The organism is Allobacillus salarius, from assembly GCF_007559425.1.
GTDB lineage: Bacteria > Bacillota > Bacilli > Bacillales > Alkalibacillaceae > Allobacillus > Allobacillus salarius.
In genome coordinates, this window is record NZ_VMHE01000001.1 from 51,506 (window position 1) to 66,138 (window position 14,633).

At 38.5% G+C, this 14,633-nt stretch carries 17 protein-coding genes; 1 reads left to right on the forward strand and 16 read right to left on the reverse strand.

Translation table 11 applies throughout. The features are described 5' to 3' along the window. Positions 1-29: 29 nt before the first annotated feature. The 10 genes from dinG to FPQ13_RS00330 form a co-directional block, all read right to left on the reverse strand. A complete protein-coding gene (gene dinG / locus FPQ13_RS00285) occupies positions 30-2,711 on the reverse strand; it encodes an ATP-dependent DNA helicase DinG (RefSeq protein WP_186279493.1) in 2,682 nt (893 codons plus the stop codon). A 63-nt stretch (positions 2,712-2,774) separates the two neighbouring features. Continuing rightward, the gene (gene panD, locus FPQ13_RS00290; protein WP_144087302.1) at positions 2,775-3,158 is read right to left on the reverse strand and encodes an aspartate 1-decarboxylase; all 384 of its coding nucleotides are present in this window, start codon (positions 3,156-3,158) and stop codon (positions 2,775-2,777) included. A 2-nt stretch (positions 3,159-3,160) separates the two neighbouring features. Further along, on the reverse strand, positions 3,161-4,039 hold the full coding sequence (panC, locus tag FPQ13_RS00295) for a pantoate--beta-alanine ligase (protein WP_144087303.1): 879 nt from the start codon (positions 4,037-4,039) through the stop codon (positions 3,161-3,163). Then, the gene (gene panB / locus FPQ13_RS00300) at positions 4,036-4,872 is read right to left on the reverse strand and encodes a 3-methyl-2-oxobutanoate hydroxymethyltransferase (protein ID WP_144087304.1); all 837 of its coding nucleotides are present in this window, start codon (positions 4,870-4,872) and stop codon (positions 4,036-4,038) included. Before panB ends, panC begins: the two co-directional genes overlap by 4 nt. Before the next feature lie 14 nt (positions 4,873-4,886). After that, the gene (locus FPQ13_RS00305) at positions 4,887-5,858 is read right to left on the reverse strand and encodes a biotin--[acetyl-CoA-carboxylase] ligase (RefSeq protein WP_144087305.1); all 972 of its coding nucleotides are present in this window, start codon (positions 5,856-5,858) and stop codon (positions 4,887-4,889) included. Further along, positions 5,834-7,039 carry a CCA tRNA nucleotidyltransferase gene (locus FPQ13_RS00310; protein WP_144087306.1) on the reverse strand — a complete coding sequence of 402 codons (1,206 nt, stop codon included), beginning with the start codon at positions 7,037-7,039 and terminating at the stop codon, positions 5,834-5,836. The genes FPQ13_RS00305 and FPQ13_RS00310 overlap by 25 nt, the downstream gene beginning before the upstream one ends. A gap of 15 nt (positions 7,040-7,054) precedes the next feature. Further along, positions 7,055-8,176 (reverse strand): N-acetyl-alpha-D-glucosaminyl L-malate synthase BshA, encoded by a 1,122-nt coding sequence (bshA, locus tag FPQ13_RS00315; protein WP_144087615.1) that lies wholly within the window; start codon positions 8,174-8,176, stop codon positions 7,055-7,057. Further along, positions 8,169-8,585: a methylglyoxal synthase gene (mgsA, locus tag FPQ13_RS00320; protein ID WP_144087307.1), complete on the reverse strand. Its 417-nt coding sequence runs from the start codon at positions 8,583-8,585 to the stop codon at positions 8,169-8,171. Before mgsA ends, bshA begins: the two co-directional genes overlap by 8 nt. Before the next feature lie 11 nt (positions 8,586-8,596). Continuing rightward, the gene (gene dapB / locus FPQ13_RS00325) at positions 8,597-9,400 is read right to left on the reverse strand and encodes a 4-hydroxy-tetrahydrodipicolinate reductase (protein ID WP_144087308.1); all 804 of its coding nucleotides are present in this window, start codon (positions 9,398-9,400) and stop codon (positions 8,597-8,599) included. Continuing rightward, positions 9,393-9,737, reverse strand: a complete 345-nt coding sequence (locus FPQ13_RS00330; protein WP_246065285.1) for a nucleotide pyrophosphohydrolase — start codon at positions 9,735-9,737, stop codon at positions 9,393-9,395. The genes dapB and FPQ13_RS00330 overlap by 8 nt, the downstream gene beginning before the upstream one ends. A 136-nt stretch (positions 9,738-9,873) precedes the next feature. Here FPQ13_RS00330 and FPQ13_RS00335 point away from each other — a divergent pair, with 136 nt between their 5' ends. Then, positions 9,874-10,743: a YitT family protein gene (locus tag FPQ13_RS00335; RefSeq protein WP_144087309.1), complete on the forward strand. Its 870-nt coding sequence runs from the start codon at positions 9,874-9,876 to the stop codon at positions 10,741-10,743. A 184-nt stretch (positions 10,744-10,927) separates the two neighbouring features. On the opposite strand, the gene FPQ13_RS00340 is transcribed toward FPQ13_RS00335, so the two are convergent. From FPQ13_RS00340 to FPQ13_RS00365, 6 genes are all read right to left on the reverse strand, one after another. Further along, positions 10,928-11,608 (reverse strand): zinc metallopeptidase, encoded by a 681-nt coding sequence (locus FPQ13_RS00340; protein WP_144087310.1) that lies wholly within the window; start codon positions 11,606-11,608, stop codon positions 10,928-10,930. Positions 11,609-11,648: 40 nt separating this feature from the next. Then, positions 11,649-11,837 carry a sporulation protein YpjB gene (locus FPQ13_RS00345; protein WP_144087311.1) on the reverse strand — a complete coding sequence of 63 codons (189 nt, stop codon included), beginning with the start codon at positions 11,835-11,837 and terminating at the stop codon, positions 11,649-11,651. 42 nt (positions 11,838-11,879) lie between these two features. After that, positions 11,880-12,464 carry a lipoprotein heptaprenylglyceryl N-acetyltransferase LhaT gene (gene lhaT / locus FPQ13_RS00350; RefSeq protein WP_144087312.1) on the reverse strand — a complete coding sequence of 195 codons (585 nt, stop codon included), beginning with the start codon at positions 12,462-12,464 and terminating at the stop codon, positions 11,880-11,882. 102 nt (positions 12,465-12,566) lie between these two features. Beyond that, positions 12,567-13,406: a menaquinol-cytochrome c reductase cytochrome b/c subunit gene (locus FPQ13_RS00355; protein WP_144087313.1), complete on the reverse strand. Its 840-nt coding sequence runs from the start codon at positions 13,404-13,406 to the stop codon at positions 12,567-12,569. A 35-nt stretch (positions 13,407-13,441) separates the two neighbouring features. Beyond that, positions 13,442-14,116 (reverse strand): menaquinol-cytochrome c reductase cytochrome b subunit, encoded by a 675-nt coding sequence (qcrB, locus tag FPQ13_RS00360; protein ID WP_144087314.1) that lies wholly within the window; start codon positions 14,114-14,116, stop codon positions 13,442-13,444. A 3-nt stretch (positions 14,117-14,119) separates the two neighbouring features. Continuing rightward, positions 14,120-14,629 carry a QcrA and Rieske domain-containing protein gene (locus FPQ13_RS00365; RefSeq protein ID WP_144087315.1) on the reverse strand — a complete coding sequence of 170 codons (510 nt, stop codon included), beginning with the start codon at positions 14,627-14,629 and terminating at the stop codon, positions 14,120-14,122. Positions 14,630-14,633: the final 4 nt, after the last annotated feature.

Sequence of the window (14,633 nt, forward strand, 5' to 3'; positions counted from 1 at the left end):
ATCCATAAAGATTTCTGACATCCTTCTTATCATTTGTCATTGTCTTTATCATATGAGAGCCATTTTTTTGCATGGTCGATAAGTTGTTGCGTATCTTCATAAAGTACTGGTGTTTCACCGAGTGATTGAATAAATTGTTTTCCATAACGTTTACTCATTACACGTTTATCTAAAATAATCATTAATCCACGATCTTCAGAATGCCGGATTAATCGACCGAAAGCTTGGCGAAATCTGGTGATTGCCAATGGTAATGCCAACTGCTCAAAAGGGTTTTCTTTCTGTTGTTTCATTACATTCCACTTCGCCTGGTATACGGGATGATTAGGCGATTCAAATGGCAGCCGAGCTATACAAATGACCTTTTCGGTATCATTTAAAAGGTCTACCCCTTCCCAAAAAGAGTTCGTCCCTAACAATACACCGTCATCTGTTTCTTCAAATAGTCTTTTCAATTTATCTCGACTACTTGATTGAACCCCTTGTGCGAAAATCGACACTGTCCGAGACGTTGGTTGTAAACGTTCGTACGTATCTTTTAATAATTGATAAGACGTAAATAATATGAGCATTTTTTTATTCGTTTGTGCATGGAAACGGTCGACAAATGAAGCGACGTGTTGAGCATAAGTTTTTGCACTCACATCCGTTATATTCGGAAAATCGGCTGGAATTAGCACTTCTGTACGATTGGTATATACACTTGGCAATGCATATAGGGATGTAGGTGTATCTTCCGGTAAACCAATTTGTAATAAAAAATGTTGGAATGAATTCTTTAATTGTAAAGTAGAACTCATAAAAACAATGCTATTCGTATATCGTCCATACCAACTACTTAACTGTTCACTCAAATCTAGTTGCTCAATATTTAATGACGCTGCATTTTTCGCACCTTGTTGATCAATTTCAATCCAACGTACCATTTTCTTTTCTTGTTGGAAAAATGTCGTTAAAAATTCGATGATTTCCTCTAACTGTCGATTCGCTTTCGTTTGAATCGACCGTTCAAGGTCTGTTTTTAAATATTTTTTTAAGATTGAATTTCTTAACTGATCACAGCTTAACAAAAATTGATTCAATTGTTCGCGAATTTCGCCGCTAAAAATCATTTCTAAAGCTTCTTCGTCAACCGATAGTTGTATCTTACCCGTATCAGACACAGGGTCCTTTGGTGAATGAAGAAAGTCTACCGCTTGATAAATTAATCTGAAGAAAGAGTCTGCATTTATCTTTGCAGTTTCAATGACTTCGCTCATACCAATACGAGCGAGAGACTGAAACAATTGCAATGTAGATATATAATCAATTTGATTCGACAGTTGATTCCTTGTGACATTTTCAAAATGATGAGCTTCATCGACGATAATCTGCCTGCTCGGTGGAATAGCTTTCCTTCCTTTTTTAAAGTCAGCGGTTAAAAATGCATGGTTTACGATAACAATCGCTGCTTTTTTTGCTCTTTCTTTAGCGAAAAAGAAATAGGAAGATCTGTCCGTAGGTTCATCATCATGATCACAAGAAATCAATTTCCAAATATCCTGACCTCGAGATGGAAGTTGGAGCTCTTCTACATCTCCTGTCTCCGTCTCTGTTAACCAAACGAGAATAATTGCCAATGATAATGTAATATCAAAATTTGCCGAATCTTTAATGGAACGGTCGTAAAATGCCTTGAACCTCCGCACGTGTAAATAGTTACTTGGACTCTTCAATAAAGCAAGACTCCCAGCTGGGAACAAGTTCGGGTAACGTTCGCTATATTTAAAAATTTGTTTTTGTAATTGTAAAGTGTATGTACTGATGATCGTACGGACATTATATTTACGGCTATATGCATAAGCCGCCAATAAATAAGCTAACGTTTTACCTAGTCCTGATGGTGCTTCGATCACTCGGTGTTGCTTTTTTTGAAAGGCATCATAAATCTCTTTTGCAATTTCTTGCTGACCTTCTCGACTCTCGAATAAAGGTTCTGAAAACGTTTCGTTTAAAAATTGATTAAAATCATCAAAATGGACGTCTTTAATGACGTCGGTCTCATGTATTTGCTTAATTGCTAAACCGTATTGATAATCAAGTGCATAATTTGAATCGCTGCGTTGTCGTTTCTCAGCGATCAAGTCATCGAAGAAAAACTCTGTATCTGTTTGGAAATTACTAATTAACGGCTTCAACTGAAGCAATGTTTCTAGTGGTAGTCCATTCATTTTTTGAATGATTTCCAAAAAGATAAGAGCTGTTACATATGCATCAGATAGCGCACGATGTGGCTTAAAATGCTCAATATTTAAATAATTAGTCAAATCCTGAAGCCGATAACCTGGTGCTGATGGGAAAAAAACACGTGACAATTCTACTGTATCGATTACTGCACATGCAATCGGAGAGTGTCCGGCCTTTACTAAGCTTTGATTTAAAAATTCATAATCAAAGTGAACCGGATGTGCGATAAAAAAGCAGTCATCAAAGAAAGGCAGGATTTCTGGAATTACTTCTTTGAAAGTCGGTGCATCGACTAAGTCCCTTTCGCTAATACCTGTCAATTGCGAAACAAATGGGGGAATTGACCCATTCGGTTTAATATTTGCTTCATACTCATCGACGATTTTGCCGTCTTCAATAACTACAATGCCAATTTCGATAATTTCGTCTCCGTTTTTTACTGAGTTTCCTGTCGTTTCTAAATCGACCGATACAAATCGAGTCATTTTTTTCCTCCTCTCCACCATAAATGTTAGGATGACAAAACAAACTCCCACTTGAAATGGGAGTTATAAAATCGTTAATGGTGGTTCCTCTTCAAGCTGCTGTTCGATTTGGTTTTTTTCATTCAAAATAGCGATTGAGGGGCGATGTTCGCCTAATTCTTTTTCGTCGATTTGGACATAGGAAATAATGATGATTTGATCCCCTGGTTGAAATTTACGAGCTGCTGCTCCATTCAAACAAATAACACCACTGTCTGGTTCACCGGAAATCACATAGGTTTCAATCCGCTCCCCATTGTTATTATTGACAATTTGCACCTTTTCATGAGGCAAGATGCCTACCTTCTTCAATAATGTGGAATCTATCGTTATACTTCCAACATAGTTTAAGTTCGCTTCAGTTACTGTTGCTCTATGAATTTTCGCATTCATCATGGTACGGATCATGATTACTCTTCACCTCTGTAGATTTCTTCACCCGATTGATTAAGGATAAGATTATCAATAAGCCGGGCTTCTTTATAATGCACTGCAACTGCAATAATAATTGAATCACTTTCTTTTATTAAAGGCAGTAAATCTGGGTAAGTCAAACAATCTACATAATCAATTTCAGCACTGACTCGCTCTTGTAGTCTATGTTTTACGTGATCGATTACTTGATCACGTGACCAGCTTTCATTCGACTGTATAAAGTGTTGACCAGCTTTCAATGCTTGATAAATATTTGGCGCTTCTTTCCGTTCGGCAGCAGATAGTCTAACGTTTCGACTACTCATGGCTAATCCATCTGATTCACGTTCAGTCGGAATTGGAACAAGTGTAATATCATAATTTAGATCTTCAATTAGTGCGTCGACAACAGCTACTTGTTGTGCGTCTTTTAATCCAAAATAAGTTTTTGTCGGTTGAATAATGATGAATAATTTAGATAAAACCTTCAAAACCCCTTCGAAATGACCGGGTCTACTAGCACCACATAGAACATCCTGCCTAGCGAGAAGACTCATTTGAATAACACTTTGTTTCGGGTACATCTCTTCGACAGTTGGATGAAAGACGATATCCACACCAGCTGCTTCCAAAAGCTCAGCGTCACGTTCTAAATCTTTCGGATAAGATGTTAAATCACTCGTTTGATTGAATTGTAATGGGTTTACGAAAATACTAACGACAACTATGTCATTTTCCTTTCGTGCGTTATTGACTAACTGTAAGTGACCTTCGTGTAAATAACCCATTGTGGCTACGAAGCCTATCGATTGACCATTTTGATGAAATTCCTTGGATTTTTCTCTCATTTGCTTAATGGTGTTTATACGTATCATTTTTCTCCACCATATAACCCATCAAGCACATCATCGTTGATGGCATATGTATGCTCATCTGATGGAAATGCAGTTGTTTTTACTTCACTTATGTAGGTTCTAATTGCTTGATCGATACTCTCATTTAAGTTAGCTTGCGGTTTAACAAACTTTGCGAGACGCTCCACGCCATATTGCAATAGATCGTGGTAGACAAGTACTTGGCCATCAGTTCCATTCCCTGCTCCAATACCGATTGTTGGAACGTTCGAGTTTTTCGTTATATTTGTCGCAAGTTTTGCAGGCACACATTCAAGAACGATCGAAATAACTCCCGCATCGTTTAATGCATTGGCATTCTCAATTAATAGCCTTGCTTCTTCGGTTGTTTTACCTTGAACGCGATAGCCACCTAAGACCTGGAATGTTTGTGGTGTTAAGCCGATATGTCCAACGACTGGAATACCTGCTTGTGTCAGCTTACGAATTAATGGGGCAAGCTCTTGTCCCCCTTCGAGTTTCACTGCATCTGCTCCAGTTTCTTGAACGATTCGAGCAGCATTTTTCATTGCTTCCGCTTCAGAGACATGAAAAGACATAAAAGGTAAATCAACGACGGTAAACGTATTAGGTGCCCCGCGTTTGACTGCTTTCCCATGATGAATCATATCATCGACTGTCACTGGAATTGTTGAATCGTAGCCAAGAACAACCATTCCCAATGAATCTCCAACTAAAATCATATCCACACCTGCATTCTCAGCTGTTTTGGCAGATGGATAATCATAGGCAGTTAACATGGTGATTTTTTTATTTTCCTGCTTCATCTTTTCAAAGGTACGTCTTGTTTTCATAAGTAAAGACTCCTTTACCAATAAATTTCTGCCGAGTACAAGGCAGTTTGCCTACCCAATTCATCTTCAATAAGAAGCGCACCATCGTGTTGAATTCCAACAAATTTTGCTTGAAACGTTTCTTTTGTTTTAATTGTTAACCACTCATTTAAGCGATACGCGTGTTGCTCCCACTCTTTCTTAATCGGTTCAAATCCTTCTTCTATAAATGTATCATACTTTTCTTCCAGTCGCTGCGCAACCTCGTGGAAAACTTGCGTTAAATCGTATGACTTACCTGTTTCTATTTTTAAAGAAGTCACTTTTTCTCTAAGGTCTTCCGGAAATTGATCCTGATCTTGATTAATGTTCATTCCGATGCCAAGTAATATGTACTCAATTTGATCTTGTTCAGCTTGCATTTCGGTCAAAATACCCGTCAGTTTAAGTCTTCTTGAAAAAACATCATTCGGCCATTTGATTTTCACTTCTAGACCTAATTGACGAAACGCTTCAACTAGCGCAACAGCTGCAACCAAGGTTAATTGTGTAGCGTCTTTCGGTTCCAAAGATGTTGGACGTAAAATGACCGTAAACCATAATCCGTGCTTGTCTTCAGAATGCCATGATCGTTTTAGCCTGCCACGACCCTTTGTTTGATGATCAGCGATAATGACGGTACCGTGCGGTGCGTCCTCTCTCGCTAGATCGTGTCCTAAAAATTGAGTCGAGTCGATTGATTTACGGTGAATCAAGTTTTTACCAAGCCATTTTGTTGATAGGCCCCACTGTATAGAAGAAGCTGATAATTCATCAGGGAATCCGATAATACGGTATCCTTTGTTTCTTACGGCTTCTATTTGATAGCCATCTTTTTTCAGCTCATTCATGTGTTTCCATATCGCTGACCTAGATATACCGAGTTGCTCAGATAATCGTTCACCTGATATATATCGATCGGAATAATTTGAAAGTAACTCAATTAGTTTTGTTCGGTTTGATTCCATGTTTTCACTTGCCTTTCGATTTCATCTTTTTGATTCGGCAACTCCTGGCGCAACACTTGGTATTCCAACTCACTGAGATAATCGCTGATCCATTTTCCTTTTTTTCGTCCAGGAAATAAACGGATCAAGTCAGATCCGTTAATTGCCAAGTCGCTTTTTTGCTTAATAGGCAACTGTTCGAACATCGAATAAAGTTCACTTAAATCATAGGACTTACCTTCAGCTAAGCGAATGTATTCGTTCCATGATGGTATATGGTCAAACGTCAATTGATACAACAGATCATTCGTTAGTCCCGTTGTTTGATGTTGATCAAAAGCTTCATGAATAATAGTCGCTTTTCGTTTGACTGCGTTAGAGAGCTTATACGCTTTACACCATGTTGATATCGATATCGATGGTTCCATCAAATGTAAATACGCGATTAAGACGGCTTGATCGCTTATTGGTTCACGAAGTCGTTTATAAACTTGCGAAAAAACTTCTTCATTCTCTCGAAATATCGGTAACTGTTGATAAAGGTTGGTTTCTTTTAAATATTCCAATGCTCGAACGACACCGTTTCCGCCGAACATCTTCGTCAGTTCCACTGTAATTCGTTCTACAGAGATTGCGTCTAATAGTGAACGGTTTTCTTTTATAGCCGTAACTACTTCGTCATCAATGAAGAATTCCAATTGACTGGAGAAGCGAATGGCCCGCAACATCCGAAGTGCATCTTCGTTAAATCGATCTTGTGCATGTCTAACGGTCTGAATGCGTTTTGACTTTAAATCCTGCAGACCATTAAACGGATCGATAATATTACCATCTAGATCCATAGCTATAGCATTAATCGTAAAATCTCTTCGACTTAAGTCTTCTTCTATGCTATCTACAAAAAACACTTGCTCTGGATGACGGTGGTCTTTATACTCCCCTTCTGTCCGGTAAGTCGTTACTTCATACGAATTATCATTCAAAAGAACTAATATTGTTCCGTGTTCGATGCCAACAGGAATCGTTCTTTTAAATAATTGTTGAACAGTGTGTGGATCTGCGTCAGTTGCGAGATCAACATCACCGATTGTACGCTTTAATTGGAAGTCACGTACGGATCCACCGACAAAAAAACACTCATATCCGTGTTTGTTGAGTGTATGTATAATAGGTGCCGCCTGATCGAATGGTTTACCGATCATGGAATCTACCGCCTTCTATACTTCATAATAAAGATTTTCATAACGTTTAATGATTTGTTCAGCATCAAAGCACTCTCTCACTCTTTCTTTGGAAAGAGTCGATTGTCGTTTCCATTCAGACTCTTGTGTCAAAAGGTGAATGGCTCTTTTGCTCATCGCTTCAATATCGCCAACTTCACAAATATAGCCTGTTTCACCATCTTTAATCACCTCAGGAATCCCGCCTGTATTCGAACCAATTGACGGTACTCCAGCTACCATAGCTTCCAAAAGTACTAAGCCGAAACTTTCTTTCTCAGAGACTAACAAATTTAGATCACTAATTGCGAATAAGTCATGTATGTTGTCCTGCCTACCCATAAAGATGACTTGATCTTGTAATCCTAGATTTTGAACGAGTTGATAAGCATCACCATATTCAGGGCCATCGCCTACTAAAAGAAGTTTTGTATTTACTGTTTGTTGAACTCGATGAAAAACATGAATGACATCTTGAACTCTTTTCACTTTGCGAAAGTTGGAAATATGAATCATTACTTTTTCAGCTGGCTGAATGGATAATTTTCTTTTTAATTCTTTTTTATCAGTTGGTTCGTCTATTTTATCAGATTCAATAAAGTTATGAACGACTTCAATGTCTTTTTGTATATTTAGTAATTCTTTCGTTTGGTCCCTTAAACTATAGGAAACAGCCGTGACAGCATCTGACTCTTCAATCCCGAAACGAATTAAATTCGTTAGACTTGGATCAATACCAAGTACCGTAATATCTGTTCCATGCAAGGTTGTAATGACACGCACATCTTTTTTCGCCATTTGTTTAGCTAAAAGAGCGCATATTGCATGTGGCATTGCATAGTGAGCATGAATGATATCTAACTGTTCACGGTCGATGACCTCCGCTATTTTACTCGCCAAAGATAAGTCATAAGGCGGGTGTTTGAATACTGGATAATTTGCAATTTCAACTTCATGGAAGAAGATATTAGGGTCTAGCCGTTTTAAACGAAAGGGCATGGTTTGTGAAATAAAATGAATCTCATAATCCCGGTCAGATAGATGCATACCTAATTCGGTTGCTACCACCCCAGATCCCCCGACTGTTGGATAGCAAACGATACCTATTTTCTTATTCATCATATAAAGATGTTGACTCCTTGACGTTTCTCCAATCAAGCCACCCGCTTTGAATGCCGCGAACCATAATTTCAGCTGACGCTTCGTTGGTGGCGAGAGGGATTCGATAAACATCACATAATCTTAGTAATGCAGTAACATCTGGTTCATGTGGTTGAGCTGTCAATGGGTCTCTAAAGAAAACCACTAAGTCTAAATCATTCGCTGCAATTTTTGCACCGATTTGCTGATCACCACCTAATGGCCCCGATTGAAATCGATGAACATCCAACCCAACCTCTTCTTGAATCATTTTTCCTGTTGTACCTGTAGCAAATAATTCATAATCATTAAAAATATCTTTGTAAGCTGTGACGAAATTGAGTAAATTCCTTTTTCGCTTGTCATGTGCAATTAATGCGATTTTCATTATTTCACAACCTATTCCATTAAGTTTTCAAGTCCATAAACGAAATCTTCACGATTCATAACTTCATTGACCGCAAATTCAACACCACTCATAAATGATGCTCTATCTGCTGAATTATGGTTAATCGTTAATGTTTGTCCGCTCATTCCAAACACAACTTCTTGTTGGGCAATAAATCCTGGTAGTCGCATGCTGTGAATTTTCATTCCATCTACATCTGCCCCTCTAGCCCCTTCAATCGTTTCTATTTCATCTGGATGGCCTTGTTTATGCTTTTCTCTTACTTCTTGAATCAGTTGAGCTGTTTTGACTGCTGTTCCAGAAGGAGCATCTAATTTATTGTCATGGTGTTTTTCAATGATTTCTACATCCGGAAAGTATTTAGCAGCCTCTTTCGCAAACCGCATCATTAAAATGGCACCAATTGCGAAATTCGGTGCGATCACAATACCTGTTGCATTTGAAGCACTTAATTCTTCAAGTTCTTGCAATTGATCCGTTGAAAAACCAGACGTACCGACAACCGGTCGCACATGGTGGATCAGCGCTTGCTTCGCATGATGGTACCCAGCATGAGGGTTCGTAAGTTCAATTAAAACGTCTGCATTCACTTGATCGAATGCTTCCGTCGCATCTGTAAATATTGGTGCATCAAATGCAGGCATGCCTTCCAAATCGCGAAGATTCATTCCGTCGTTTTTTCGGTCGATACAACCGACTAGGCGAAAATGCTCCGTGCGTTCTATTAATGCTAAAGCTTCTCGGCCCATTTTACCGCGAGGGCCGGCAACAATCATATTAATGGTTTTATTCATGTTGATTCTCCTTCTTCGTCCAACGGTTTTGATCTCTATGTTCTATTTTTGACATACTTCGATCGAACGCTTCATCGAGCTCAATGCCAAGTGAATTCGCTAATGTCACCAACACAAAATAAACATCACCAAGCTCATCTTCAATCGATTTTTCTTTTTCCGTAGATTTTTTTGGTTTTTCTCCATAATAATGATTAATCTCTCGTGCAAGCTCCCCCATCTCTTCAGTAAATCGAGCCATCATAGAAAGTGGAGAAAAATACCCCTCTTCAAATTGTCGGATAAACCGATCTACGCGCTCTTGTGTTTCTTTTAATGTTACTGATTGCTTTTCCACGATTTAACGTCTCCTTCATGAAAACATCTAATCATATGTTAGCTAAACAGACGAATTTTGACAAATCATTAAACTTTGTTTGATGAATCTAATTTATTTGTCTATAATATTCTGGAGATATGTCTGGAGTGGTTAAATGAAAATTCCGATTAAAATGAAGAATATATTATTTATTATTATTGGTTCTGCAATCTTTTCATTTGGAGTCGTCAATTTCAACATGGCGAACAATTTAACAGAAGGTGGATTTACCGGGATCACACTGCTTTTATACTTTCTATTTTCTTGGGATCCTGCAATCATGAACCTTGTTTTAAATGTTCCCGTATTTTTCGTAGGATGGCGTTTGTTAGGCCTATCGACGTTTATTTATACGGTAATCGGCACAGTCATGGTTTCTGTATTTCTATGGATTTTTCAAATCTTCCCGTACGGTTTCTCACTACAAAACGATATGACGTTGGCGGCATTGTTTGCCGGTTCCTTTATTGGTGTAGGTTTGGGAATTATTTTCCGCTATGGAGGTACAACTGGTGGTGTCGACATCATTGCCCGGCTAGTCAATAAATATGTTGGCTGGGGTATGGGCCGTACAATGTTTTTATTCGATGCGGTCGTTATTGTTGCATCAGTGATTTTTTATTTGAATGAAATTGAAGGGATGTATACGTTAGTTGCTGTATTTATCGCAGCTCGAGTCATTGATTTCATGGTGGATGGTGCTTATGCTGCAAGAGGTGCATTGATTGTATCAGACCACCAACAAGCGATTGCAAATAAGATATTGAAGGAAATGGACCGTGGCGTGACACTCTTACATGGAAGTGGAAGTTACACAGGTGAAGCTAAACGAGTTATTTACTGTGTTGTCGGACGAAACGAGATCATTCGATTGAAAAATTTAATTAACGAAGTTGACCCACATGCCTTCGTTTCCATGATGACTGTCCACGATGTTCTCGGAGAAGGATTCACATTGGATGAAAATAAGAATCCGATTGATTAATGATTTCAATATCTGAATGAAGATGCGTACCGCGTTCTCATTCAGGCATTTATTTATAATTTGAGTTTGAATCGTAAGATAATATTAGTTCTCTTCTGCATTTGTGTCTCCATAAAATAAAGGCATACTAGAATCTTTTTTCTAGTATGCCTTTTATGATGATTTATTTTCTTTGATCAAACGCTTAGTTATTACTGTTCAAATATAACAATACAAAACGTAGAAGCTCCATAACTGCTACTGCTGCTGCAGCAACATATGTTAAAGCTGCGGCATTCAATACTTTCTTCGTTTCGCGGTGCTCACTACTTGTCACGACACCTGTAGATACAAGTTGATTCATTGCACGATTAGATGCATCGAATTCAACAGGTAATGTAACCAATTGAAACAGTACAGCAAAAGTCATTAGGAAAATTCCAGCTAAATAAAGTCCATTTGCTTGCAGAAAAATTCCACCTAGAATTAAAAAGTACGCCATATTAGAACCCAAACTTGCCATTGGGACTAAAGCTGTTCTAAACCGCAGGAATGCGTAATCTTGCGCATGTTGGATAGCATGTCCTACCTCGTGAGCTGCAATGGCTGCAGCAGCTTGTGAAGGGCGATGATAGTTGTCTGATGATAAACGAACCACTTTTTGTCGTGGATCATAGTGATCAGATAGAAAACCCTTCGTTTCCTCAACACGTACATCATACAAGCCGTTATCTTGCAAAATCTTTAAAGCGACATCTCTCCCAGTCATGCCAGAAGAATTGTGGATTTTTGAATACTTTTGATATGTTTTCTTCACTCGACTACTTGCCCATAAGGGTAGTAAGAGCAATATTCCAAAGTAAATTAACATTGATCCGATTGTCATGGTCGTTCCTCCTATATTTTTCTTTCTCTATAGGTCAATTTTAGTCAAATTCATCGTCGTTTTCAACATTTTTGCTTTCTTGCGTCTGTTTGTATTTTCTCCATGAAACATAAATTAATGAACTGATTACAATGGTAAAAATAACGGCTACGATTAACAAGAAATGACTCCAACTTGGTGTTCTGCTCATGACGAAAAAAGAACCAATAAGATGCCAATTATAACCCACTCAGCTCAACCCCTCTATAAAGGCTTTACTCATCTTATGCGCTTAGAGGGTTAACTTAGAACGAGGGGATTTAATGCCATAGCGGTAGACAAGCCATATTGAAAGGATACTTAACCAAAAAGTAAAATACCCAACGTGATTTATCGAATCAGTTAATTGATGATAGATAGGCATCATGCCATACACATAATCAATGACATCATTGTGTAACGTCCATATCGCTGCAACAACTAAATGTTTCATTTCGATTCGATAAAACTTTGCATAGAGGAGACCTTGAACAGCCATAGCTCCATGTGAAAGCACCAACATCATTCCTGTTGGGGATATCGATGACAATTGAATGAACGTCAAACCATTCATTACAACAGCCCACACGCCGTATTTAAATAAAGTCAGCATAGCTAAAGCTTCTATGTACTTAAAATTTCGACCTAGCAAGAAGCCAATTAGAACAATAACAAAAAACAGAGATGCTGTAGGAGAATCAGGAACAAATGGGATAAAGATTGGTGGTGTTATTTCTAGCTGCCAACCATACCAAATATAACCATAGATCGTTCCTAAGATGTTGATGATTAATAAGAGTATAAGAAACGTTCGGTTCATTAATAAGTAGTTCAACATATAATCTTCAACCCGCACTTTCTTGTATGTTCATGTGAAAAAAACCGACAAAATCAGTTAATCGATTTTGCCGGTCTACATTCAATAAATTATATCACATTATTATTCAGCGGAATCTTCACCTTCGCTGCTATCTTCAGAGTCGGAACCTTCTCCTTCTCCTTCCGCAGCTTCACCACCGGAAGCTGTCATGATAAAGTCAGCTAGTTGGTTTAATTCTTCATCTGAACCAGTAAACATGTCAGCAGGCATCTCACCGATACCGTTCTGTGCAATATCTTTAATTGCAGCAGCATCGTAAGGAAGGTCCACTAGATCTGGAGCCATTCCAGGGACACCTTGCAAACTGTCACCGTGACAGCTCATACAGTTATTTGCATATACTTCATAACCTGCATGATCTTTGTCTACTTCAACTTCAGTCATATTTGACACAGAGTATTCTGCACGCTCTTCCCAGTTAACTGCAGAAGCAGATTCATACGTTAACCAGAAAACGGAAACAACCGCTAATAGCATAAGAATAACTGCAATTGGTCGCTGTGTTGGACGACGGCCAGGCTTGCTATCTAGGAAAGGTGCTAACAATAGTGCACCGAAAGCTAGTCCTGGAATACCAATCGTACCAATTACCACATATTCTGCAGCCGCAAACTCATATTTCAACAATTCATATAAGAATAAGAAATACCAGTCAGGCAACGGAATATAACCAGATGTATTTGGGTCTGCTTTAATCTCTAAAGGAGATGGGTGAGCAGCAACCAAGCATAGAAAACCAATTAGGAATACAGCACCTACTAACCATTCTTTTAATAGAAAGTTTGGCCAAAACGGTTCTGTCCTACCAGGATATTCTGAATAGTCTTTTGGAATGGTTTGCTTTGGTCCCACTTTAATACGGGAATCGCCAACAAACTTCATACCTTTACCTTTTTGCACAGTGTTCCCTCCTTTTTGTATTCACTAAATAAAACTTATAGTGGTCCGCTGATTCCTTGACGACGAATCATGATAAAGTGTGCTGCTAATAAACCGAATAAGACAGCAGGTAAGAAGAATACATGAATCGCAAAGAATCTGGTCAGGGTCTGTGCACCAACAATCGTAGGATCACCAGCTAGAAGTGTTTTAATCTCAGTTCCTATAAATGGTACACTTTCAGCAATTTCCAGTCCAACTTGTGTAGCGAAAAATGCTTTGTTGTCCCATGGTAATAGGTAACCAGTAAACCCTAAACCTAAAATTACAAAGAATAATAATACCCCAACAACCCAGTTCAATTCACGAGGTTTCTTGTAAGCACCTTGGAAAAACACACGCAGTGTATGTAAGAAAATCATAACGATTACTACACTGGCTCCCCAGTGGTGCATTCCTCGAACAATTTGTCCGTGAGCAACTTCTGTTTGTAAGTATCGAACAGATTCCCAAGCATTTTCAATATCCGGTACATAGTACATTGTCAAAAACATACCAGATAGAATTTGAATGACGACAACGAAAAACGTTAATCCACCAAAACAATAAACAAAAGCTGAGAAATGGTGGGCTGGGTTTACGTGCTCAGGAACTTCGTGATCGGCAATATCACGCCAGATTGGCGTTACATCCAATCGTTCATCAATCCAGTCATAAATTTTGTTTAACACGTATTATGCCCCCCCTCTTGCATGCGTTTCTGGACTTAGATACAGCTTTCCTTCTTCAACCTTAAACGTATACTCATGTAATGGTTCAGTTGGAGGAGTACCTGCAATGTTTTCTCCTTCAGCGTTGTAACGACCATCATGACAAGGACAGAAAAATTCATCTTCCTTTTCTGTTGCCCAGTCAACTGTACAACCCAAGTGCGTACATACTGGTGATAAAGCTAGAATATCACCGTTACTGTCATAAAATACGAAAGCATTTTTTTCAACTTTCGATTCATACCAACCATCTGTTTGATCGACTTGGAATGAGACTTTCTGTGGTGTTTCTGTGATTTCATCTACGTCCAAAACGTAAACAAAGTCACCAGATTTCTCACCTTTCAATAGTGGGTCTACTGCAAATCCAACCATTGGCGCGATTAATGCAGCACCCATAAAGCCACCAACACCTGTTAAGGTATAGTTCAAAAATTGTCGACGAGAAACTTGGTTGTTCTTTTTATTGCTCATTCTT

Excerpts from the sequence above, each read along its gene's own strand:
- panC (WP_144087303.1), bottom strand. The coding sequence starts at position 4,039 with ATGATACGTATAAACACCATTAAGCAAATGAGAGAAAAATCCAAGGAA.
- panB (WP_144087304.1), bottom strand. The coding sequence starts at position 4,872 with ATGAAAACAAGACGTACCTTTGAAAAGATGAAGCAGGAAAATAAAAAA.
- FPQ13_RS00340 (WP_144087310.1), bottom strand. The coding sequence starts at position 11,608 with ATGACAATCGGATCAATGTTAATTTACTTTGGAATATTGCTCTTACTA.
- FPQ13_RS00365 (WP_144087315.1), bottom strand. The coding sequence starts at position 14,629 with ATGAGCAATAAAAAGAACAACCAAGTTTCTCGTCGACAATTTTTGAAC.
- mgsA (WP_144087307.1), bottom strand. The coding sequence starts at position 8,585 with ATGAAAATCGCATTAATTGCACATGACAAGCGAAAAAGGAATTTACTC.
- lhaT (WP_144087312.1), bottom strand. The coding sequence starts at position 12,464 with ATGTTGAACTACTTATTAATGAACCGAACGTTTCTTATACTCTTATTA.
- panD (WP_144087302.1), bottom strand. The coding sequence starts at position 3,158 with ATGATCCGTACCATGATGAATGCGAAAATTCATAGAGCAACAGTAACT.
- FPQ13_RS00335 (WP_144087309.1), top strand. The coding sequence starts at position 9,874 with ATGAAAATTCCGATTAAAATGAAGAATATATTATTTATTATTATTGGT.
- FPQ13_RS00305 (WP_144087305.1), bottom strand. The coding sequence starts at position 5,858 with ATGGAATCAAACCGAACAAAACTAATTGAGTTACTTTCAAATTATTCC.
- dapB (WP_144087308.1), bottom strand. The coding sequence starts at position 9,400 with ATGAATAAAACCATTAATATGATTGTTGCCGGCCCTCGCGGTAAAATG.
- bshA (WP_144087615.1), bottom strand. The coding sequence starts at position 8,176 with ATGAATAAGAAAATAGGTATCGTTTGCTATCCAACAGTCGGGGGATCT.
- FPQ13_RS00310 (WP_144087306.1), bottom strand. The coding sequence starts at position 7,039 with ATGATCGGTAAACCATTCGATCAGGCGGCACCTATTATACATACACTC.
- dinG (WP_186279493.1), bottom strand. The coding sequence starts at position 2,711 with ATGACTCGATTTGTATCGGTCGATTTAGAAACGACAGGAAACTCAGTA.